The organism is Streptosporangium saharense (assembly GCF_014203715.1).
GTDB classification, from domain to species: domain Bacteria; phylum Actinomycetota; class Actinomycetes; order Streptosporangiales; family Streptosporangiaceae; genus Streptosporangium; species Streptosporangium saharense.
Window position 1 is genome coordinate 401,623 of sequence record NZ_JACHJP010000003.1, and the last position, 21,122, is coordinate 422,744.

The 21,122-nt window shown below is 69.5% G+C and carries 23 protein-coding genes and 1 CRISPR repeat array; of the genes, 14 read left to right on the forward strand and 9 right to left on the reverse strand.

Annotated features, from left to right (window positions below):
• Position 1: 1 nt before the first annotated feature.
• Positions 2–2,359, reverse strand: a complete 2,358-nt coding sequence (locus FHS44_RS17805; protein ID WP_184715994.1) for a terpene synthase family protein — start codon at positions 2,357–2,359, stop codon at positions 2–4.
• A gap of 197 nt (positions 2,360–2,556) precedes the next feature.
• Between FHS44_RS17805 and FHS44_RS17810 the strand changes: the two genes are divergently transcribed.
• From FHS44_RS17810 to FHS44_RS17835, 6 genes are all read left to right on the forward strand, one after another.
• Complete coding sequence (locus tag FHS44_RS17810; protein WP_376771601.1) at positions 2,557–3,957, forward strand: uracil-xanthine permease family protein; 1,401 nt, start codon at positions 2,557–2,559, stop codon at positions 3,955–3,957.
• Positions 3,954–4,823 carry an FAD binding domain-containing protein gene (locus FHS44_RS17815; RefSeq protein WP_184715996.1) on the forward strand — a complete coding sequence of 290 codons (870 nt, stop codon included), beginning with the start codon at positions 3,954–3,956 and terminating at the stop codon, positions 4,821–4,823. Before FHS44_RS17810 ends, FHS44_RS17815 begins: the two co-directional genes overlap by 4 nt.
• Complete coding sequence (locus FHS44_RS17820; protein ID WP_184715998.1) at positions 4,820–5,302, forward strand: (2Fe-2S)-binding protein; 483 nt, start codon at positions 4,820–4,822, stop codon at positions 5,300–5,302. Before FHS44_RS17815 ends, FHS44_RS17820 begins: the two co-directional genes overlap by 4 nt.
• A complete protein-coding gene (gene cutA, locus FHS44_RS17825) occupies positions 5,299–7,692 on the forward strand; it encodes an aerobic carbon-monoxide dehydrogenase large subunit (protein WP_184716000.1) in 2,394 nt (797 codons plus the stop codon). The genes FHS44_RS17820 and cutA overlap by 4 nt, the downstream gene beginning before the upstream one ends.
• Before the next feature lie 154 nt (positions 7,693–7,846).
• Entirely contained in the window at positions 7,847–8,056 is a 210-nt protein-coding gene (locus FHS44_RS17830; protein ID WP_184716002.1) for a hypothetical protein, read from the forward strand.
• Positions 8,057–8,112: 56 nt separating this feature from the next.
• A CRISPR array of direct repeats spans positions 8,113–8,534; the repeat unit is 29 nt; unit sequence GTTGCGAACCCTTCAGGGTGATGAGCGAC.
• 253 nt (positions 8,535–8,787) lie between these two features.
• Complete coding sequence (locus FHS44_RS17835) at positions 8,788–9,339, forward strand: GNAT family N-acetyltransferase (RefSeq protein ID WP_184716004.1); 552 nt, start codon at positions 8,788–8,790, stop codon at positions 9,337–9,339.
• Between the two features lie 22 nt (positions 9,340–9,361).
• Here FHS44_RS17835 and FHS44_RS17840 read toward each other — a convergent pair whose 3' ends face one another.
• The 4 genes from FHS44_RS17840 to FHS44_RS17855 all read right to left on the reverse strand — a co-directional run bounded on the left by FHS44_RS17840 (position 9,362) and on the right by FHS44_RS17855 (position 11,204).
• On the reverse strand, positions 9,362–9,571 hold the full coding sequence (locus FHS44_RS17840) for a DUF397 domain-containing protein (RefSeq protein WP_184716006.1): 210 nt from the start codon (positions 9,569–9,571) through the stop codon (positions 9,362–9,364).
• Between the two features lie 112 nt (positions 9,572–9,683).
• The gene (locus tag FHS44_RS17845) at positions 9,684–9,887 is read right to left on the reverse strand and encodes a DUF397 domain-containing protein (protein ID WP_184716008.1); all 204 of its coding nucleotides are present in this window, start codon (positions 9,885–9,887) and stop codon (positions 9,684–9,686) included.
• A gap of 9 nt (positions 9,888–9,896) precedes the next feature.
• Complete coding sequence (locus tag FHS44_RS17850; RefSeq protein WP_312863696.1) at positions 9,897–10,748, reverse strand: helix-turn-helix domain-containing protein; 852 nt, start codon at positions 10,746–10,748, stop codon at positions 9,897–9,899.
• Positions 10,749–10,913: 165 nt separating this feature from the next.
• Positions 10,914–11,204, reverse strand: a complete 291-nt coding sequence (locus FHS44_RS17855) for a winged helix-turn-helix domain-containing protein (RefSeq protein WP_184716012.1) — start codon at positions 11,202–11,204, stop codon at positions 10,914–10,916.
• Between the two features lie 255 nt (positions 11,205–11,459).
• On the opposite strand from FHS44_RS17855, the gene FHS44_RS17860 reads away from it, so the two are divergent.
• The 5 genes from FHS44_RS17860 to FHS44_RS17880 all read left to right on the forward strand — a co-directional run bounded on the left by FHS44_RS17860 (position 11,460) and on the right by FHS44_RS17880 (position 13,107).
• Complete coding sequence (locus FHS44_RS17860) at positions 11,460–11,687, forward strand: hypothetical protein (protein WP_184716014.1); 228 nt, start codon at positions 11,460–11,462, stop codon at positions 11,685–11,687.
• Positions 11,684–12,022, forward strand: a complete 339-nt coding sequence (locus tag FHS44_RS17865) for a hypothetical protein (protein ID WP_184716016.1) — start codon at positions 11,684–11,686, stop codon at positions 12,020–12,022. The genes FHS44_RS17860 and FHS44_RS17865 overlap by 4 nt, the downstream gene beginning before the upstream one ends.
• The gene (locus FHS44_RS17870) at positions 12,019–12,357 is read left to right on the forward strand and encodes a hypothetical protein (protein WP_184716018.1); all 339 of its coding nucleotides are present in this window, start codon (positions 12,019–12,021) and stop codon (positions 12,355–12,357) included. The genes FHS44_RS17865 and FHS44_RS17870 overlap by 4 nt, the downstream gene beginning before the upstream one ends.
• A gap of 307 nt (positions 12,358–12,664) precedes the next feature.
• A complete protein-coding gene (locus FHS44_RS17875; RefSeq protein ID WP_184716020.1) occupies positions 12,665–12,904 on the forward strand; it encodes a hypothetical protein in 240 nt (79 codons plus the stop codon).
• Positions 12,905–12,915: 11 nt separating this feature from the next.
• On the forward strand, positions 12,916–13,107 hold the full coding sequence (locus tag FHS44_RS17880) for a BldC family transcriptional regulator (RefSeq protein WP_184716023.1): 192 nt from the start codon (positions 12,916–12,918) through the stop codon (positions 13,105–13,107).
• Positions 13,108–13,135: 28 nt separating this feature from the next.
• Here the strand turns inward: FHS44_RS17880 and FHS44_RS17885 are convergent, their stop codons facing one another.
• On the reverse strand, positions 13,136–13,477 hold the full coding sequence (locus FHS44_RS17885) for a helix-turn-helix domain-containing protein (protein WP_221460929.1): 342 nt from the start codon (positions 13,475–13,477) through the stop codon (positions 13,136–13,138).
• Positions 13,478–13,748: 271 nt separating this feature from the next.
• Between FHS44_RS17885 and metG the strand changes: the two genes are divergently transcribed.
• Positions 13,749–15,305 (forward strand): methionine--tRNA ligase, encoded by a 1,557-nt coding sequence (metG, locus tag FHS44_RS17890; protein WP_184716025.1) that lies wholly within the window; start codon positions 13,749–13,751, stop codon positions 15,303–15,305.
• 223 nt (positions 15,306–15,528) lie between these two features.
• On the opposite strand, the gene cydB is transcribed toward metG, so the two are convergent.
• From cydB to FHS44_RS17905, 3 genes are all read right to left on the reverse strand, one after another.
• Positions 15,529–16,470 (reverse strand): cytochrome d ubiquinol oxidase subunit II, encoded by a 942-nt coding sequence (cydB, locus tag FHS44_RS17895; protein ID WP_184716027.1) that lies wholly within the window; start codon positions 16,468–16,470, stop codon positions 15,529–15,531.
• Between the two features lie 10 nt (positions 16,471–16,480).
• Complete coding sequence (locus FHS44_RS17900; protein WP_184716028.1) at positions 16,481–17,908, reverse strand: cytochrome ubiquinol oxidase subunit I; 1,428 nt, start codon at positions 17,906–17,908, stop codon at positions 16,481–16,483.
• 389 nt (positions 17,909–18,297) lie between these two features.
• Positions 18,298–19,152: a polysaccharide deacetylase family protein gene (locus tag FHS44_RS17905; RefSeq protein ID WP_184716030.1), complete on the reverse strand. Its 855-nt coding sequence runs from the start codon at positions 19,150–19,152 to the stop codon at positions 18,298–18,300.
• Positions 19,153–19,435: 283 nt separating this feature from the next.
• Here FHS44_RS17905 and FHS44_RS17910 point away from each other — a divergent pair, with 283 nt between their 5' ends.
• Together FHS44_RS17910 and FHS44_RS17915 are read left to right on the forward strand one after the other, a co-directional pair.
• Complete coding sequence (locus FHS44_RS17910; RefSeq protein WP_246435669.1) at positions 19,436–20,383, forward strand: fatty acid desaturase family protein; 948 nt, start codon at positions 19,436–19,438, stop codon at positions 20,381–20,383.
• A gap of 17 nt (positions 20,384–20,400) precedes the next feature.
• Positions 20,401–21,027 (forward strand): SRPBCC family protein, encoded by a 627-nt coding sequence (locus tag FHS44_RS17915; RefSeq protein WP_184716032.1) that lies wholly within the window; start codon positions 20,401–20,403, stop codon positions 21,025–21,027.
• Positions 21,028–21,122 lie beyond the last annotated feature (95 nt).

Consider the following 21,122-nt stretch of genomic DNA (forward strand, 5'->3'; position numbering starts at 1 on the left):
GTCACACAGGCTGGGACCGCGCGGCGGGGACGGCAAGCCTGGCCGCCGAGGTGCCGAGTCCCGAGGGAGTCCTGAACGCCGCGACCCCCGTCGGCTCCGGGGCCGTGATCGGAGACACCGAGGGGGCGACGGCGGGGCGGGGACGCAGGGCCGAGGTGCCCGGGCCTGAGGGCAGCAGCCGCGAGACCGCCGCCGTCGGCGCGGCGCCGTGGTGGTGGCGGCGCAGCTCGGCCTCGGTGTAGCGGGCGCACCTGCGGTGCCACTCCAGGATCCCCGACATCCACTCCTTGAGGCCGTCGGCGTGCCGGGTGAGGATGCCGCGGACCTCCTCGCCCAGCTCGAACTCCTCGAACATCGCGGGCAGGTCCTCGGTGACGATGTGCTCGAACTGCCGCATCCGCGCCGTCATCAGGTCGGCCACGACGTCCCGCGCGGTCAGCCGGTCCACCCGGAGGAAGTTCTCCACGACCAGCACCATGTTGTGGACCTCCCCCTCGAACTCGATCTCCTTCTGGTAGGAGAACAGGTCGTTGGTGAAGGTCGCGTAGTCCTGGGCGGCGGTGTCCAGCTCACGCATCACCCTGGTGTGGTACAGGTCAGCGGGAACCAGGTCGTAGTGCGCGAGCTTGGCCAGGCTCATCGTCAGGTCGGAGCCGAACGTCCTGCGGCGCATCTCCACGTAGTCGACCGGGTCGGGGACGCGGTTGCCCGTCTGGTTGCCCAGCTCCCACAGCCAGCTCCCGGTCATCGCCTCGACCGCCGCGCGGAAGTCACGCCTTGCGGCCTCACCCATCGGCGTGGCCGTACGGTGCCACAGGTCGGCCAGGCCGCGTTCGATCGGGTTCAGCGGCTCGGGGGTCGCGCCCAGGTCGATCGGCATGAACAGGCGGAGCCGGTCGTCGCAGAGCTTGGCCGCCGCCAGGTCACGCGAGGCGCCGAAGACCAGCGGGTAGTAGTCGTCGCCGTAGGTACCCCAGGCCAGCCAGTCGGCAGACAGGTTGAGCTGCTCGCGGCTCGCGTCGGCGTGGATCATCGCGGCGCAGTGCGCGAAGTCGAAGAGCAGGAAGCGCCGTTCGTCCCAGACCCCGCCCGCCTCGACGCCGGGGAGCGAGTCGAAGAAGCCGACCCCGCGCGCCCAGCCGACCGCGTCGCGGCGGACGGCGTCCAGGTGGGGGCTGACCCGGACGGGATAGGGCATGTGGAAGGCGGGCAGCGGCAGGTGCCCGACCGGTTCGAAGGGCCGGTGGGACTGCTGGCGCGTCCTGCGGGCCAGGCCGGGCGTCAGCGTCGCGGTCGGCAGCCGCGCCGCCGAGGTGCCCAGGCCGAGCGGCGCCCTGGAGAGGACGGGGGTGGTGGTCGCGCCCTCGTTCATGTAGCGGCTGGACCTGGCGTGCCACTCGTGGCCGCCCGACTGCCAGTCCTGCAGGCCCTTGACGTACAGGCCCACCGCGGCCTGCTCGTCCGGGGGCAGGGCGTGCTCGGCCAGCAGCGCCGGGATCTCGGCGAGCGCGGTGTCCTCGAACTGCAGCAGCCGCGAGGTCAGCAGCTCGTTGACCAGCTCGGCGGCCTCCTGGGTCGGGCAGTCGAGGAAGCGCTCGAAGACGAGGACCGCGTTGGAGTTCTCGCCCTCCTCGCGGACCTCGCGCTGGTAGGAGAACAGGTCGTTGCGCAGGTGCACGGCGTCGGCGAAGGTGTCGCACAGCACGTGCAGCGGCCTGGTGTCGGCCAGGACGTCGGGGATCTCGGCGCCGACGGCGTACTCGACGAGGTTGGCCGACCAGGGGGCCCCGCCGACCCGGCGCCGCATCTGGATGTACTCGATGGGGTTGGCGATCCGGCCCTGGTCGATGTTGTTCAGCTCCCACATCGACTCGATCATCAGGTTGTGGGTGCTGGTGATGAACCGGCGCCGCCACGCCGGTGACATCGAGGGGATCGTCCGCTCCCACAGGTCCTTGAGCCCGGCCTCCGCGGGGTTGTGCGGCTCCGGCGGCTCCTGGCCGTCCACGGTCATGAACAGTTCGAGCCGGTCGAGGTGCGCCTTGGCGCCGCGCAGGTCGCGCGAGTGCTTGAAGTGCTCAAGGAAGTGGTCGTCGAAGAAGAACACCCAGACGTACCAGTCGGTGATCAGGTCCAGGGCGGGGCCGTCGCAGTCGGGATGGGTGTAGGCGCACATCAGCGCGTAGTCCATCTTCGCCAGCGCCCGTTCGTCCCAGACGAGGCCGCCGCCCGGCTTGGGGGAGTCGAGCATGCCCATCTCGCGGGCCCAGGCGTTGCTGTGCTCGCGGGCACGTTCCAGATGGGGGTTGAGCCTGGCGGGATACGGGATGTAGAAGTCGGGCAACGTGAATGCCTGCATGGGGGCGTGCCTACTCTTCTCTGGGGGCCGACCGGGACGGTTCACTCAAAGTCGCGACAGCGCCACTCACCGTACTGCATGGCCTGCCCGTACCGGGAGGTCTCTGATCAATCTCCGTAACTCTCCCCACTCGCCGCCCCCATGATCACACAGCCGGGTTTCGGTCGCACCGCCTCCGGGAAACCCTCCGTAGACCCGTGCCCCGTACGGCGCGGGAACGGCCCGGTGAGGGGTGGGCTCAATTGGTCGCGCGGTGGACCAGGCACGGCGACGGCAGGACCCTGGCGCCCGGGGAGGTCGTCAGGCCTGACGAGCGGATGTCCTGGCCGCGCATGGTCGGCTTCGGCGCCCAGCACGTCGTCGCGATGTTCGGCGCCACGTTCGTCTTCCCGCTGGTCATGGGCCTGGATCCCAACGTCGCCATCATGTTCTCCGGCGTCGCGACGATCATGTTCCTGCTGATCGTGCAGGGTAAGATTCCCAGCTACCTCGGCACCAGCGCCTCCTTCGTCGGGGGCGTGCTGGCCATCAGGTCGCTGTACGGCGGGGACACGCCCGCCGCCGACGCGGTCGTCACCGGCGCCATCCTCGTCGTCGGGCTGGTGCTCGCCCTGGTCGGCCTCGCCGTACAGCGGCTCGGGGTGCGGATCATCAACCGGGTCTTCCCGCCGGTCGTCACCGGGGCCGTCGTCATGCTGATCGGCTTCGGGCTGGCCTACGTGGTGGCCGACGTCTACTGGCCGCAGGACCAGTGGGTCGCGCTGGTCACGATGACCCTCACCTTCCTGTTCCTGGTGGTCCTGCGGGGGTTCGCGGGCCGGATCGCGATCCTGCTCGGCCTGGTCGCGGGCTTCGCGCTGTCCTGGGTGGCCGACCGGCTGCTGGGGGACGTCACGGCCTACAACGCGGTGACGCAGAAGGTCGACACCCACCCCAGGGTGGATCTGTCCGGGGTCGCCGACGCCGCCTGGATCGGGTGGCCCGACACGCACCTGCCGGACATCAGGTTCTCCGCGGTGCTGCTGGTGCTGCCCGCGGTGATCGCGCTGGTCGCGGAGAACGTCGGCCACGTCAAGGCGGTCGGAGAGATGACCGGCACCGACGTGGACCCCTACCTGGGCAGGGCCATCGCGGCGGACGGCCTGGCCACCGCCGTCGCCAGCTCCTTCGGCGGCTCCCCGACGACGACCTACGCGGAGAACATCGGCGTCATGGCCGCGACCAGGGTCTACTCGACGGCTGCCTACTACATCGCGGCCGTCATCGCGATCCTGTTCGGCCTGTGCCCCAAGTTCGGCGCGCTGATCGCGGCCACCCCGGGCGGGGTGCTCGGCGGCATCACGGTGATCCTCTACGGCATGATAGGCCTGCTCGGCGCGAAGATCTGGGTCGAGAACCGGGTCGACTTCTCCGACCCCCTCAACATGGTGCCGATCGGGGCGGGGATCATTCTCGCGATCGGGCCGGTCAAGCACACCTTCGGCTCGGCCTTCGCCCTTGAGGGCATCGCGCTCGGCACCATCGTGGTCGTCGGCGGCTATCACCTGCTGCGGGTGCTGCGGCGACGCGAGACCCCAGAGAGCGGGCGGCGGGAATGAAGCCGCCGCCGTTCGACTACCACGCCCCCCGCTCCGTCGGCGAGGCGCTGGAGATCCTCACCGAGGCGGGGGACGAGGGCAAGGTCCTGGCCGGGGGGCAGAGCCTGATCCCGATGCTGAACATGCGCCTGACGCATCCCCGGCACGTCGTGGACGTCAACGGGCTCACCGAACTGGCCACCGTCGAGGCGGGTCCGGGCGGCGTGCTGGTCGGCGCGCTGGCCAGGCACGCCCAGGTGGAGCGTTCCGAGCCGGTCGCCGCCGTCCAGCCCCTGCTGCGCCGGGCCCTCGGGCTGGTCGCCCACCCGGTGATCCGCAACCGGGGCACCGTGGTCGGCAGCCTGGTGCACGCCGACCCCGCCGCCGAGCTTCCCGCCGTGCTGGCCCTGCTCGGCGGTTCTGTACGGCTGGCACGCCCCGGCTCGACCAGGGACGTCGCCGCCGACGTCTTCTTCACCGGCCCCCTTGAGTCGGCGCTGCGGCCGGGGGAGCTGGCCGTCTCGGCGCTGTTCCCCGCCCTGGGGCCGCGTTCGGGCACGGCCTTCCACGAGGTGGCCAGGCGGCACGGCGACTATGCGATCTCCGGGGCCGCCGCGCTGGTCGTCCTGGACGAGGACCTGCGGGTCGTCACGGCCAGGGTGGCGTGCGTGAGCGCGGGTCCGGTCCCGGTGGTCGTGGACGTCACCGGCGTCTGCGGCGGCGACCGGTGGGAGGCGGCCGACTGGCGGGGCGCGGCGGCTGCCGTATGGGATGAGACGGAACCGGAGGGCGACATCCACGCGAGCGCGGACTACCGGCGGCACCTGCTCGGGGTGCTGGCGGAACGGGCGCTGACAGAGGCGGCCCAGGAGGCGGGAAACCGGTGAGGGACATCGCGATCACCCTGACCGTCAACGGGATCGTACGGCGGGCCACGGTGCCGGGGCGGCGGCTGCTGTCGGACTGCCTGCGGCACGACCTCGGGCTGACCGGCACACACGTCGGGTGCGAGCACGGCGTCTGCGGCTGCTGCACGGTGCTGCTCGACGGGCAGCCGGTGCGCTCGTGCCTGATGTTCGCGGCGACCGCGGACGGGCACGAGGTGACGACGGTCGAGGGGCTCGCCGAGCCGGACGGCACGCTCTCACCCGTGCAGCGGGCCTTCGCCGAGTGCCACGGCCTGCAGTGCGGGTTCTGCACGCCGGGGTTCCTGTGCACGGTCACCGCCCTGCTGCGCGACAACCCGGCGCCCGGCGAGGAGGAGGTGGTCGAGGGGATCTCCGGCAACCTGTGCCGGTGCACCGGCTACCAGAACATCGTCAGGGCGGTACACCGAGCCGCGGAGATCCTGGCGGAGGAGCGGTGACGACGCGGCTGTTCGGGGAGCCGGTCCGGCGCAGGGAGGACCCCAGGCTGCTGACCGGCAGGGGCCGCTACCTGGACGACATCGGCGAGGGCGCCTACGAGGTGGCCTTCGTCAGGTCCCCGCACGCGCACGCCAGGATCCGCGACATCGACGTCTCGGCGGCGATCGACGTCGAGGGGCTGGTGGCGATCCACACCTGGGAGGACCTGCCCGCCCGGCTGGCCGAGCCGCTGCCGCTGCTGATCCCGCACCCGGCGCTGACCCACGGCCGCACCGCCTACCCGCTGGCGCGGGACGTGGTCAGGCACGTCGGCGAGCCCGTCGTGATGGTCGTCGCCCGCGACCGCTACCTCGCCGAGGACGTCTGCGGGCTGATCGAGGTGGACTACGAGCCGCTGGCGCCGGTCGTCGGCATCGAGGAGGCGACGCGCGCCGAGGCTCTCGTCCACGAGGACGTGCCGGGCAACGTCGGCGCCCACCTGGTCCAGGAGGTGCGCTCGGCGACCGGTCTGGGCGCGCGGGAGGCGATCGAGGCGGCGCCGTACCGGCTGGAGTTCGGACTGGACATCGAGCGCAGCGCGTCGATGCCGCTTGAGGGGCGCGGCGTGCACGCCAGGTGGGACGCGGGGGACAGGTCGCTGCGGGTGCATTCGAGCACCCAGACCTCGACCAGCGTCAGGATGGCCATCGCCGCCAAGCTCGACCTGCCGCTGCCCCAGGTCGAGGTGGTCGCCCCGGACGTGGGCGGCGGGTTCGGCGTCAAGATCGTGCATCCCTGGCCCGAGGAGGTGCTCGTCCCGTGGGCCGCCATGCTGCTCGGCCACGAGGTCAGGTGGACCGAGGACAGGCGTGAGCACTTCGTCTCCTCGGCGCACGAACGGGCCCAGACGCACCACGTCCGGGTCGGCTTCGACGAGCGGGGGCGGGTGCTCGGTCTCGACGTGACGATCGTGCACGACCACGGCGCCTACACGCCCTACGGGATCATCGTGCCGATCATCACCTCGACCCAGCTTCCCGGCCCCTACAAACTGGGCGCCTACCGGGTGGAGTTCTCCTCGGTCTACACCAACACCGTGCAGGTCACGCCGTACCGGGGGGCGGGGCGCCCGCAGGCGGTCTTCTGCATGGAGCGGACGATGGACCGCGTCGCCGAGCACCTCGGCCTGGACCGTACGGCGGTGCGCGAGGCCAACTTCATCCAGCCCGAGGAGTTCCCCTACGACCAGGGCCTGATCTTCCAGGACGGCCGTCCGCTGATCTACGACAGCGGCGACTACCCGGAGTCGCTGCGCAGGCTCAAGGACCTCGTCGGCTGGGACGACTTCCCCGCGCTCAAGGAACAGGCCGCAAAACAGGGACGCAGGATCGGCATCGGCCTGGGCTGCTACGTGGAGGGCACCGGGGTCGGGCCGTACGAGGGCGGCCACGTCCAGGTCACCTCCGACGGCCGGGTGCACGTCTCGACCGGCCTCACCTCGCAGGGACAGGGCCACGAGACGGTCTTCGCCCAGATCGCCGCCTCCGAACTCGGGGTGCCCATCGAACGGGTCAGCGTGGTCACCGGAGACACGCGCAGGTTCGGCTACGCGGTCGGCACGTTCGCCTCGCGGGCCGCGGTGATGAGCGGCAACGCCATCGCCCTGGCCTGCGGGAAGGTCAGGGAGAAGGCGCTGCGGATCGCCGCCGACGCCCTGGAGGCCGACCCCGGCGACCTGGAGATCGTCGAAGGTGAGGTGCGGGTCGTTGGCTCGCCGGGTACGGCCCTGCCGCTGGCCACGGTCGCGGTGCTGTCCAACCCGCTGCGCTACGCCTTCGACGAGGAGGCGGGCCGGGCCACCCAGTTCGCGGGCACCTCCTCCCCGGACAGGCCACCGGTCGCGGAGGGGGACGAACCGGGCCTCGAAGGCCGCGACTACTACTCGCCGATCCGCTCGACCTTCGCCTCCGGCATGCACGCGGCGATCGTGGAGACCGACCCGCTGACCGCGGAGATCCGCATCCTGCGCTACGCCGTCGTCCACGACTGCGGCAACCTGATCAATCCCATGATCGTTGAGGGGCAGATCCACGGCGGGGTCGCCCAGGGCGTCGGCGGCGCGCTGTACGAGCGGATGGTCTACGACGAGCACGGCCAGCTGCTGAACGCCTCGTTCATGGACTTCCTGATGCCCTACGCCACCGAGATCCCCCGGGTGGAGACCGCCCACCTGCAGACGCCGTCGCCGCTCAACCCACTCGGCGTCAAGGGGGCGGGGGAGGCGGGGGTCATCCCGGTCTCCGCGGTGATCGCCTCCGCCGTCGAGGACGCAGAGGGCATCAGGATCGACAGGATGCCGATCTCCCCGTCAGAACTGTTCGACCTGCGCCGCGCGGCCTCCTCCGGATGAACGAACGCCATCGGGCGGGGGCGAAGGCAGAGGTCCTTGCCGCCGTGGACGGCGATCGTGCCGGGGATCGTCGGTTCAGAGTGGGTTTGCGGCGTGCCGGATCTCCGGGCCGAGCCGGGCCTGACGGCCGAAGACCCGCCGTGACTTCCACACCGTGGAGATCGCCCGGGGCTTCCATCCCAAGAAGGAACCGCTGGCCACGATCCACCTGTTGAACCGGGCCTACGAGATCAGCCCGGACACGGTCTCCTACAACCTGTTCACCCGCAGGACCACCGACGAGCTGATGACCACGGGCGGCGCCACCGTACGAGACGAGGCACGCACTCTCGCCCGGAAGATCAAACTGGTTCCCGCAGCCTGAATCCCGAGGGGGAGGATGCCTCCCTCTCGACGTGAGGGAGGCAGCCTCCCTTGGGTGTTGCGAACCCTTCAGGGTGATGAGCGACTCGTGTTCCCTCCCGGCGTGACGCACATGGCGTCCGGGTTGCGAACCCTTCAGGGTGATGAGCGACCCACGACACGGTCGCTGACCCGTGGCCGAAGCTCGTGTTGCGAACCCTTCAGGGTGATGAGCGACTCCGGCGCTTGATGGCGATACTGACGCTGGTACTGCGTTGCGAACCCTTCAGGGTGATGAGCGACCCAACACCTGGTAGGCGCCGTTGGCCGTCTTGATCCGTTGCGAACCCTTCAGGGTGATGAGCGACATCGAAGAAATCCAAGCGGACGGTGTCGATCCCGCGGTTGCGAACCCTTCAGGGTGATGAGCGACGTCGAAGTATCGCGGGGCGGCCGCTACCTGCCGGTTCCGTTGCGAACCCTTCAGGGTGATGAGCGACCCGAGGGTAAAGCCCCTGGTCAGGTAGGGCGAAATGCGGGTGGGGCGGACTGTTTTTGCAGCAGTCCGGCGGTAGTGCAGAGGTGCAGGTCAGGGCGTTGATCATTTTTTGGTACGGCTCGGCGTATGAAGCTCTGTCCATGATGACGGGCTCGTGGGGCAGAAGTCGAATGTTCCGAGTTTCGTGTCCTCCACGAAGGTGTTCCGTCTGAAGGCGCCGGGTTCTCTGCTTTCTCGGGCGGGTGGATGTGTCCATGAGCCAGGTGGAGATGAGCCGTCTCGGCCCCGGGGGCACTCGGGAGCATTTCGATGAGATTCAGCGGGTCTACGCTGTCGTGTTTCCGGGTTATGACCTGGAGGATCACCGGCGGCGGACTCTCCGGCAGACCGAGTCGGCCGGATTCGAGGCGGTCACAGTGCGGGAGAACGGTGTGCTGGTCGGCTTCGCCTATGGTCTGCCGCTCTCGGCACGCTCGACCTGGTGGGACGGGCTTCGGCCGTCCCCGCCTGATGGTTTTGCCGTTGAGACCGGGCGGCGGACGTTCGCGGTGATTGGTCTGGCGGTGCTGCCGTCCCATCGAGGCCGGGGGCTCGGCAGGCGTCTGATGGACGAGTTGCTCAGCTCGCGTCCTGAGGAGCGGGCGACGCTGGCCACCGTTCCGGACAATCAGGAAGCGCAGCGCATGTACGAACGGTGGGGATGGAAGCCGACAGGCCAGACCCCGGGGGTCGAGGGCGAGACCGCAGACGCGTTCGACCTTTACGTGACCGCCCTACGCCCTGAGGTGGCGAGCAGCTCCCGATAGTTGGCCACTGCGTGACACCGCCTCAAGGAGTGTCGAAGGCGCCGGTGTTCACGCGGCCGATGAACGAACGCCACTGGGCGGGGGTGAAGGTCAGGGCCGGGCCGGAGGGGTCCTTGCTGTCGCGGACGGCGACCAGGCCGGGGAGGTTGGTGGCGACCTCGACGCAGTTCGCGCCCTCATTGGTGCTGAGGCTGGACTTGTGGAACTCGGCGCCTGTCAGGTCGGGGGACATGGCTTTCCTCGCCTTCGCTCGGGGGTTCCTGGTCCCACTGTGCGAGCGGCTCCCACTACAAGCAAGACCCCGGCGCCGTGGGGGGTGCCGGGGTCCTTGGGAGCGAAGGTGATCAGGCGTCGAAGTCGCCGGTCTTCGTCCGAAGGAGGAACGAACGCCACTGGCCGGCGGTGAACGCCAGCGTCGGGCCGGAGGGGTCCTTGCTGTCACGGACAGCCCGAGTGCCCTCTGGGAGATCGGCGACTTCCACACAGTCCGCGCCCTCATTGGTGCTGAGAGAGGACTTGCGCCAGGAGTACGGTTGCGTGGAGTCCATGAGCTTCACCTATGTGAGTCGGGTGACCATTGAGGACAGGTAGTCCCGCGTCGCGTCGGCGTTCAGAGCCTTCTCACGGACGTGGTCGTACTTGAGTGTAAAACGCGAGAGATCCTTCTCCGCCTCCAAGTACAGGTCTCCGGCTGCGGTCTCCACGTACACGATGGGCTCGTCGCCGGTCTCCTCGTAGGTGAAGATCGTGAACGGTCCACTCACCGAACCGTGCGCACCAATCTCAAAGGGGAGAATCTGGATCTCCACCCCGGGCCGATGGCTCATGGCGATCAGGTGCTCCGCCTGCTCGCGCATGACGGCGGGACCGCCGATCATGCGGGACAGCGCGGCCTCGTCGATCACCGCAGAGAAGGCGGGCGGCCGGGCGCGGTCGAAGATGGCCTGGCGGGCCATCCGGGCGGCGACCCTGCGCTGGTCGGTTCCCTCGAAGAGCGCGGCGGTGTAGGCGGGAGTCTGCAGCAGTCCCTGAATGACCATCGCCCCATAACTCCGGATCGACGACGCGTCAGCCTCGGCTTCGGCAAGCATGCCGAGAATGTCGCGGTACTCGTACAGCCAGCCGCGCTGGCGGGAACCTCGGGCGAGGCTGATCATCTCTTCCCTAAGATCGGGATCGGTGACCCGGTAGACCTTGAGCAGGTCTTCCACGTCTCGGTGGTTGGGGCGCTCCCAGTCGTTGCGTTCGACGTAGGTGACCTTGCTCTTCGACCAGCCGAGCGCCTGCGCCACTTCGAGGGCGGTGAGCCCGGTGTCCTCGCGGAGGCGTCTCAGCTGCGCGGAGAGTCGTCGCTTGCTCAGTGTTGGACTGCGCATCGTGTTTCGCTCCCTCCCATGCCCGTTCGGCATTAAAACTTAGGTTTCCTAAGTTAGCCCTTGCGGATCACCTGCTGGTAGGTACACACTGTGGGTCTCCAACCCACAACGCAGGGTGAGGGAATAATGACAGCGTCAGTCGGAGCACGAGTGCCGAATGGCACACATCGCAGTGACTTTTCTTCTCAGCGGGTGGTGTCACCCGCCGTCGGCGAGATCGGCCTCGGCGCGCCACTGGTCCTGCGTTGTGACGAAAGTGCCCACGCCCGTCTCGGCGCGGATCATGTTCAGGCCGGTCAGGTGCCGCAACGCCCTTCGGATGGTGTCCCGGGAGACCCAGAACTCCTCCTCCAACTGCGTGATGCTGGGGATGGCGCTCCGCTGTCGATAACGACCGGACGTGATCCGTTCCTGCAGCTCGGCGGCGACCTGCTTCCAGATGGCCCGATCCTCATCCCAGACCGGCTGCCCCTGATCCCTTTTGATCATGGTGCAGACGGTAGAGGGGCGTTCCCATGCCCCTTCGGGCGTCCCCCGGAGCCTCGGGGAGCCCACGGGTGCCCCCCGGTGCATCACACTCTAGATCTTGAAAAGCCGCCCGCCGTACGGCCTGCCGAGCCTCAGCGAATTCGGTCCTGGGGTTCACGGTCCTGTACGGCTCAACGCTTCGTTCCTCTCCCGACAGGTCCCCCGAACAGGGGGAATGGGGCGGGAGCCCTCAACCGGATCATGGAGGTGCGTTCCATGTACGACGACACTCCCGTTCCCACCACCCCGGCCATCCCGGGCTGGCGGCTGATCGTCAGTGACACCGGCCGCTACTGGGCCATCCGCAACCGTGCCTTCCCGCGTGTGGCGTTGCGGGCCGGGGTGGAACCGGCCGTGGACGCCGACACCTTCGAGGAGGTCCAGGCCGCCGTGGCTGAGCAGGAGGAGAAGGCTCGCGTCGCGGTTGAGGGAGTGGTCTCGTGACGGGGCGGCACCGGGAGGGCCAGCCGTACAGCCTGGTGTATCGGCGGGTGTGGGATGGTCCCGCGCGGGCCGAGGCCGAGAGGCTCAGCCAGGTGTGGCCTGAGTGGACGGTGTTCTACAGCCTGAGTAAGCGGAGTTTCCACGCCGTGGCCTCCTGGGACAGCCCGCACTTGGTGATGGTCGAGGACGCCACGACCGAGGGGCTGGAGGAGCGGATGCGGGAGGCGGAGATGAACCGTCTGCTTCGGGCCGCACCGCCCCAGCGCGGCGGCGGGGAGAGCCCGTCCGCTGAGGGAACCGCTGGGAAGCGGCGTCGGGGTGGGAGGGCGGCATGATGCCCCTGCTCAACACGACCCGTCCACACGCGGATCGAACCTGCGACACCGTGCAACAGGCCCACCCGGGCTGGCTGGTCTTCCACAACGCGCAGACCGGTCTGTGGAACGCCTACCGGCATGCGCTGTCCGGCAGGCCGGAACCCGGCGCCGTGCTGCTGGTGCGGGCCGAGTCGGCGGAGGAGTTGGACCGCAAGCTGGCCGCCCAGAAGTCCCCGGCGGTGCCGCCGAGCATCCAGGCCGTCGCCGTCGCCCGTGCCCTCCAGACCCACGCCGCCCACGCCATCCGCGCTGGTCGGCGGCCTGTCGGACTGCGCAGGTTGCTGCGCTCCTAAAAGCCGGTACGGCGGGCGGTGGGACCTCATCCCACCCGCTGCCCGCCGTACCCCATGAACGTGCGGCCCAGTCAGGAGGGGTCTGGGCCGCACACCTTCGCGAGGCGGCTCCCACACACGTCGGGACATGGCAGGGCGTGTTGGGGAAGGGGGAGCCGTCTCGCGCACCGGTCTCGCGTCCCCACACGCGAGGCCGGTCCCTCTACCGGGTGCCCGGCCTCATGCTCCCCGGCTCGGGGCCGGGCACCCCCCGTCTGAACCGGCAAGGCCTCCCCGCGTGAGGCGTGTTTCCCGAAGCGAGACGACCATGACCGAAGACGAGTACGAACAGCGCGTGATCGACGTGCTCATCAGCACCCACCCCGGCTGGTACTACGAGCAGCGTGACCTGCCCGGACTGCCCCGGTGGTGGGCCACCCGGTACTACCCGCTGCGGCCCGACCAGCGCAGGGCCGGGGCCAGGGACGTGCTGGGCCGTACCAGCCTGCGGCGGCTGTCCAGTGCGCTGGCTCGGCACGACGAGATCCTCCACCGACTGCGTTACTGAAGGAAGCCCCCATGTCCGCGAACAAGAACGACACCGGCCCTGCGGAACGGCTCCTCACCCCCGGCGAGGTGGCCCATATCTTCGGGGTGGACCCCAAGACCGTCAACCGCTGGTCCCTCACGGGGAAGATCCCCTCGTTGAAAACCCCCGGCGGACAGCGCCGCTACCGCGAGACCGACATCAACGCCCTGCTGAACGGCTGAACGCCGTCCAGGTCCGGCTAGTGGCGTGTCACGAACTGGTCCATGAGCGGATCGGGGAGTTGGCCGCGAAGCTGACCGTGGGCCGGGCGTGCCGGTTGTGCCAGCGGATGTAGGCGCGATGGCGGCTGATCGAGGTCATCAGCCGCAACTCGATCAGGTGGGTGGCGAGCTTGGACAGGCTCCGGGTGGAGAAGCCGGTGAGGCCCCACTCGGCGGGGGTCGTCCGGGCGATCAGGCAGATGCGCTCGCGCACCCGCTCACTGGTCCTGCGTGGACGACCTCCGCTCCATTCCGGGTCCAAGGCCTCGAACCCCCGCTCGTTGAACACGTGCACCACCTGGCGCGCGTAGTCGTCACTGACCTGCGTCAACGACGTGATCGCCGAAGCCGACTGTCCTTCGCGGACATCAGCACCACGATCGCTCGCCGCAGCTTCACCGGATCCTTGGCAGGCGCCGTCCCTCCTCCATCGTCAGCGCACGGACGAATATCTCGGATTTACGTGCCATGACCACTTCCCAGAACTACTCCGGGACTGCTCACCCGCCGAGATCAAATAGCCCAGCAAGGTTCAGTGACACGCCACTAGACTCGTGCCGGGCCGCAGGCCGCACGACTCTCACACCATCCATTGGGGTCTCATGTCCGGCGCAACATTCATCTCCACGACAATTCCGTACGTCAACGCGAAGCCACACCTCGGCCACGCGCTTGAGTATGTGCAGGCGGACGCGTACGCCCGGCACCGGGCGCGCCAGGGTGATGACGTGCTGTTCATGAGCGGTTCCGACGAGAACAGCCTCAAAAACGTACTGTCCGCGGAACGGCTGAACATCTCCACCCGCGAGCTGGTGGACACCAATGTCGTCTATTTCGAGCGCCTGATCGAGCATCTGGATCTGCGTGTGGACCACTTTGTGCGCACCAGTGTCGACATCGACCACATCAAAGGTGCGACCGAGTTCTGGCGACGTATGGAGAAGTCCGGCGACATCTATTCCAAGGAGTACGAGGGCCTCTACTGCGTCGGCTGCGAGCAGTTCTACGGCGAGGCCGAACTGGTCGAGGGAAAGTGCCCCGAGCACCTCACGGTGCCGGAGCTCGTTCGGGAGCGGAACTACTTCTTCCGCCTGTCGCGCTACCAGGACGCGCTACTTGAGGTGATCGAGTCCGGGGCGCTGGCCGTCTGGCCCGCGTCGCGGATGAACGAGGTGACCAGCTTCATCCGGGGTGGCCTTGCGGACATCAGCATCTCGCGTTCGATTGAGCGGGCGCGCGGCTGGGGAATCCCGGTGCCCGGGGATCCCGGTCAGGTCATGTACGTGTGGATCGACGCCCTGACCAACTACGTCAACGGCCTCGGATTCGTCCGCGACGCTGAGGGCTACCACAAGTACTGGGAGAACGCCGACCGCCGGGTGCACGCCGTCGGCAAGGGCGTGATCCGATTCCACGCGGTGTACTGGCCGGCGATGCTCTTGTCGGCCAGAGTGCCGCTGCCCACCGACGTCGTGGTGCACGGGTATATCACTCTGTCCGGCCAGAAGCTCAGCAAGTCCCTCGGCAACGTCGTCGACCCGGCCGAGCTGGTCCAGCAGGTCGGCACGGACGCGGTCCGCTACTACCTCCTCGCCGACATCTCGCCGTTCCTTGACGGTGACTTCAGCGAGGAGCGGATGGTCAGCCGGTACAACTCCGACCTCGCCAACGGTCTCGGCAACCTGGTGAGCCGGGTGACAAGCATGGTCACGCGCTACCGCGACGGAATCGTGCCCGAAGGCGGCGCCGTGACCGAAGCCGACACGGCCCTGGTGAATCAGGTGGCGGCGAGCACGGCCGAGGCCACCGCGGCCATGGACCGCTTCGATGGCCGCGAGGCTCTCGCCCGGATCTGGGATCTGGTCCGGCACACGAACGCGTACATCGATGGGCGCGCCCCCTGGCACCTGGCGAAAGCCGACGACGCGGCGTCACAGGAGGTGCTCGACACGACGCTGCTCCACCTGGTCGGTGCGGTGCGGCGGCTGGGCTGGCTTATCTCGCCGTTCCTGCCCTCGGCCTCCGACGCGATCCTCGGATCCCTCGGGGAGAGCCTCAAGTCGGTGTCCGTGGCCGAGCCGTGGCTGGACGGGCTGCCGGGCTGCGGAATCGAGAAGGCTCCGGCGATCTTCCCCCGGCTGGAGCTGCCGGTCGACTGAGGCCGGGCCGGGCTCAGCGGGCGTGCCATCGCGCCAGCAGGCCGGCCTCCTCCTCCTGGCTGAACTGGATCGAATCCGAATTCGCCGCACCGCGTTACTTCGCCCTCAACGGCACCGGCCACCCCAGGCAGAACGCCGCCTACATCCGCTGGCACAACCGGCACGCCCAGCTCCCCGATCCGCTCATGGACCGGTTATCCCACCAAGGTTGCGTGACACGCCACTAGACCGGCTCGGCGACCAGTCGCCTGCGGAACACCCAGTAGGACCAGGCCTGGTAGCCGAGCACGAAGGGCAGCGCGGCCAGGCCGATCCAGGTCAGCACCCCCAGCGTGTACGGGCCCGAGGCCGCCTCGGTGACGGTGAGGTTGGGCATCGGGGCGGGCCACAGGGCGCCGAAGAGGGCGAGACCGCCCAGCGCGAGACAGGAGGCGGTGGCGGTGAACGCCCAGCCCTCCCTGCCCCGCCAGACCAGCGCGACCCCGGCGGCCAGGGCGGCCGTCGCGGCCAGCGCGCAGACCCACAGCCATGGCGCCGCGGTCCAGTCGGCGACAGCCGTACGGGCCGAGGGGATGCCCGACAGCGCGATGACGGCGGCGGGCACCGCGACCGCGGAGACGGCCATCGCGGTACGGCGGGCACGGGCCCGGACGGCGCCCGTCGTCTTGAGGGCGACGAAGACCGCGCCGTGCAGCGCGCAGACCGACAGCGAGAACACCCCGCCGACCAGCGCCGCGAGGGCGTCGCCGTGCAGCAGGTCGGCGAAGACGGCGCCCCACAGGAAGGCGGGCAGCCCGCTGCCGACCATGATGCCCAGGTCGCACCAGGCGCGGTCGGAGGCGTGGTGGACCTTGCCCCGCCATTCGAGGCCGACGCCGCGCACGATCAGCCCCGCCAGGACCAGCGTGAGCGGCAGGTAGAACGAGCTGAGCATCCCGGCGTACCACGCGGGGAAGGCGGCGAACATCGCGCCGACGGCGGTGATCAGCCAGACCTCGTTGCCGTCCCAGACGGGGCCGATCGTGCCGAGCACCTGCCTGCGCTCGGCCTCGTTCCTGGAGAGCGCGGGCGCCAGCAGGCCGACGCCGAAGTCGAAGCCCTCAAGGACGAAGTAACCGGTCCACAGGAACGCGATGACCGCGAACCAGAAGGTGGTGAGTTCCATGGTCTCCGCCTCAGTACATCAGGGTCGGCTGGAGGTCGGCGGCCGTGTTCCCGCCGACGCCGGAGGGTGCGTCGGGACGGCGCGCGGGGGCGACGGGCTCGGGGCCCGACTTGACGTGCCGGACGATGAGTACGGCCTCGGCCAGCGCGAGCGCGCCGTACAGGGCCGTGAACAGGGCGAGGGAGACGGCGACCTCGCCGAGTCCGACGCCGGGGGAGACACTGGCCGCGGTGAGCAGTTCGCCCTGGACAGTCCATGGCTGGCGGCCGATCTCGCTGAGCAGCCAGCCCGCGACCACCGCGAGGGTCGGCAGCGGCAGGGCGAGCAGGAACGCGCGGGCCAGCCACGAGGGCACCTGACGCGGGTTCCGCTTCCTGCGTCCCCTGGTCAGCCACAGGCCGAGGAAGGCCAGGCCGACCGTCGCGAGGCCGAAGACGATCATCACGCGGAAGGACCAGAAGACCACCGGCATGTTGGGCCGGTAGTCGGCAGGGCCGAACTGCTGGGTGAAGCGTTTCTGGAGGTCCTCGGTGCCCTGGACCACGGCGTTCGGGTCGTTGGTGGACAGGAGGCTGAGCATCATGGGGATCTCGACGCCGGGCACCGGGGAGAACGGCGCCCCCGCGGTGTCGTGCCTGAGCCCTTCGGCGGCGGCGAGCTTCATCGGCTGCTGCTCGTACATCAGCTTGGCGGAGGTGTCACCGCTGACCGCGACGACGGCTCCCGCGATGGCCGTCATGACCAGCGCCGCCCGGATCGGGGTCCGCCACATGTCGGCGCCGCGCCGTACCGGCCGGGTGCGGTCGGGGTCGCGCCGCTCGCGCAGGACGTGGTAGCCGCACACCGCCAGCACGAACCCGCCCGCGACCACGAAGGAGGCCGCCACCACGTGCGGCACCTGGGCGGTCGCGGTCGGGTTGGTCAGCACCGCCCACAGGTCCGTCATGCGGGCCCTGCCGTCCACGACCTCGTAGCCGACCGGGTGCTTCATCCACGCGTTGGCGGCCAGGATGAAGTAGGCCGACAGGTTGGAGCCGATCACCGCGGCCCAGATGGTGGCCAGGTGGACCCGCTTGGGGAGCCGGTCCCAGCCGAAGATCCACAGCCCGAGGAATGTCGACTCCAGGAAGAAGGCGAGCAGGGCCTCAAGGGCGAGCGGGGCGCCGAAGACGTCGCCGACGAAGACCGAGTACTCGCTCCAGTTCATGCCGAACTGGAACTCCTGCACGATGCCGGTGACCACGCCCATCGCGAAGTTGATCAGGAACAGTTTCCCGAAGAACTTCGTCAGTCTCAGGTAGTGCTCCTTGCCGGTACGGTGCCATGCGGTCTGCAACCCGGCCACGAAGACGCCGAGGCCGATCGTCAGAGGTACGAAAAGAAAGTGGTAAACGGTGGTGACCCCGAACTGCCACCGTGCCAGGTCTAGTGCGTCCATCTTCCCCTCGCGGGCCTGGAGCTCTACAACTCGTAGTTCTACTATTAGTAGTACTACACGTTGTAGAGCATTGAGGGGGGTTGGCGCCGCGAGCACATGCGATCTCTGTCACACGGCCCGGTAGGAGACCGCACATCTCCTCCGAGCCAAGATCGTCCCCTCCGGCTCGCGGCGCCTGCTTTCCCCGTGCAACCGGGGCCCCGCGCCCCGGACGTCCCCGGCGGGCGGGGTGCGCGCCCCACCTCGCCGGGGGAGGGCTCGCGGGTCACCAGGTCCCGCGAGCACATGACCATCGTCGGTCACGCGACCCCCACGGGTCGTCAGCCGCCGGAATGACTCCGGGGTACGTCGGGCGGCGGACCCGCCTCCTCACCAAGACGCACGGGCGACTACCGCAGCGCGGCCTTCAGGTAGGCCTCCAGGTTGCCCAGCTCGAAGCCCCTGCGTTCGATCTTGTCCACGAGGATGCGGAAGTCCTTCGACAGGTTGGGCCTGAAGTGCAGCAGCAGCACGTCGCCGGGGCGCAGCTTCTTGTCCGGCACCTGGTAGGCGATCTTCCCGCCCGGCTGCACGGTCGCGGTCCACAGCAGCAGGGCGTCGATCCCGCAGGACTTGGCGGCCCTGCGGGTCAGGGAGTTCTGGTTGCCGAACGGCGGGCGCAGCAGCGTCGGCGCCCTGCCGGTCTGCTTGCGGATCACCGTCGAGGCGCCGCAGATCTCGGCCCGCTGCCCCTCGTACCCCAGCGTGACCAGGTTCGGATGGGTCAGCGTGTGGTTCTCGATGGGCGAGCCCGCGTCCCGCAGGTCGCGCATGTATCCCCACTTGCCCGCGCCGAGGAACCTGCCGCCCTGGGCGGTCGGGTCGGTGGCGCCCCTGGCCTCGACGGCGTCGCGGGTGACGAAGGCCGTGATCGGGACCCTGCGGTCGCGGACCTGGGCGAGGAAGCCGGGGTCCTGCTCCCAGCCGTCGTCGATGGTGAGGAAGACCACCTTCCTGGTGGTCGGGATCGAGCTGACCACCGGGGGCAGCCCGTCGGCGGTTTTGGGGATCCGGCCGACCTCCCCGGGCCTGGGCGTCGCGCCGGACGGTCCCTGCGGGCGGGCGGGGGACGGCTTCGCCGACGGCTCCGCTGCCGGTTTCCCCTCCTTGGCCGATCCGGCTGGTCCCGCCGCGCACGCCGCGCTCGCCACCAGGGCCGTGAACACGGCCGCCGTCCTGATCGCCCACGACGTCCCCGAAGTCATGGGCCACCATCCTGCCAGTAACAGAAGCCTCAACTGGCTGTTAAACCCCTGAACTCCCTGTGAAACCCCCCATAACCCCTGCATCGGGGTAGGGCCAGCACTACCACCGGGCGGGGTGGCCACGGGGGTCCGCCACCCCCGCCGCGCCCGCGATCCTGTGGCGGGGGCGCCATTTCCGGCATCCGCGGACCAAGGGGGAAACGTGCCCGAAAAGACCATGACCAGGAGCGCGAGGGGCAGCGACTTCGCGCGCCTGTCGCGCCGCGTCACCGAGGCGGGGCTGCTGGACCCGCGGCCCGGTTACTACGCCCTGCGGCTGGGGATCGTGGGCGGCCTCTACCTCGGGGGCTGGGCCGCCTTCTTCGTGGTCGGCGACTCCTGGTACCAACTGCTCGTCGCGGTCTTCCTCGCCGTGGTGTTCGCCCAGGTCGCGCTGGTCGCCCACGACCTGGCCCACCGGCAGGTCCTGCGCGCCAGAAGCGCCGCAGAGGCCGCCGGTCTGGTCGCGGGCAACCTGGCGATCGGCATGAGCTACGGCTGGTGGATGGACAAGCACACCCGCCACCACGCCAATCCCAACCACGCCGACCACGATCCCGACGTCGCCCCCGACGTCCTGGTCTGGTCCAGGGAGCAGGCGGCCGAGAGCAGGGGCCTGGCCAGGCTCATCGGCGGCTGGCAGGCCTACCTGTTCTTCCCGCTGCTCACCCTGGAGGGCTTCAACCTGCACGTGTCGAGCTTCAGGGCGCTGACCCGTCCCCACCTGCGGCGCAGGGGACTTGAGGCGGCGCTGCTGACCGTGCACGTCGTGGCCTATCTCGGCGTGCTGTTCACCGTGCTCTCGCCGGGCCTGGCGGTGGCCTTCCTGCTCGTCCACCAGGCGGTCTTCGGTGTCTACCTGGGCTGCACCTTCGCCCCCAACCACAAGGGGATGCCGATGCCGAGCGACGAGGACAAGCTCGACTTCCTCAGGAAGCAGGTGCTGACCTCGCGCAACGTGCGCGGCGGCCGGGTGGTCGACACCCTGCTCGGTGGCCTGAACTACCAGATCGAGCACCACCTGTTCCCCGGCATGCCGACCCCCAACCTGCGCCGCGCCCAGCCGATCGTCAGGAGGTACTGCGCGGAACTGGGCGTCCCCTACCTGGAGTGCGGCCTGTTCGAGTCGTACGGCCAGGCCCTGCGGCACCTGCACGAGGCGGGTGAGCCGTTGCGGACCGGGCGCGCCTGACGGCCTATGGTGCTGTGGTGAAGGTCGCAGGCAGTGCCGTACTCGGCATCGACAGAGAGCGCGTGTGGTCCGCGCTGCAGAACCCGGCCGTGCTCGTACGGACGATCCCCGGCTGCGAGCGCCTTGAGGAGACGGGGCCGGGCGTCTACCGGATGACGGTCACCGCGGGGGTGGCCTCCGTCAAGGGCGTCTACCGGGGGGAGGTCGCCCTGCTCGACCCGCAGGCCCCGCACCGGTTCGTGCTCAGGGCCAGGGGCCAGGGCGCGCCGGGCACCGTCGAGGCGACCGTGGAGGTACGGCTCAGCGAGGTCGAGGACGGCACCAGGATCGACTACGACGCCGAGGCCGTGGTGGGGGGCATGATCGGCGGAGTCGGTCAGCGGGTGCTCGGCTCGGTCGCCAAGCGGACGGCCGGTGAGTTCTTCGCCGCCGTCGAGACCCACCTGTCCGGCGCGCCCGCCCCCGATCTTGAGACCGAGGTCGCTTCCGAGGTGCCCGGTCCGGTCTTTGAGCGTCCTGCTGTACGGCCCCGCGAACACGGTCCCGTCTGGCCGGTGCTGACGGCGTTCGGCATGGGCGCCGGGGTCGCACTCGGCAGCGCCGTGATCGGCTGGCTGCTCGGCCGTACCACCAGAAAGCGCTGATCCCCGCGAAGAGCGAGCCTGGTCAGACGGGCGCCGACCCCTGGGGGGCTGGCCATGCGGGGCGCCTGGCCGTATCGCCAGAGGCGCTGATTCCC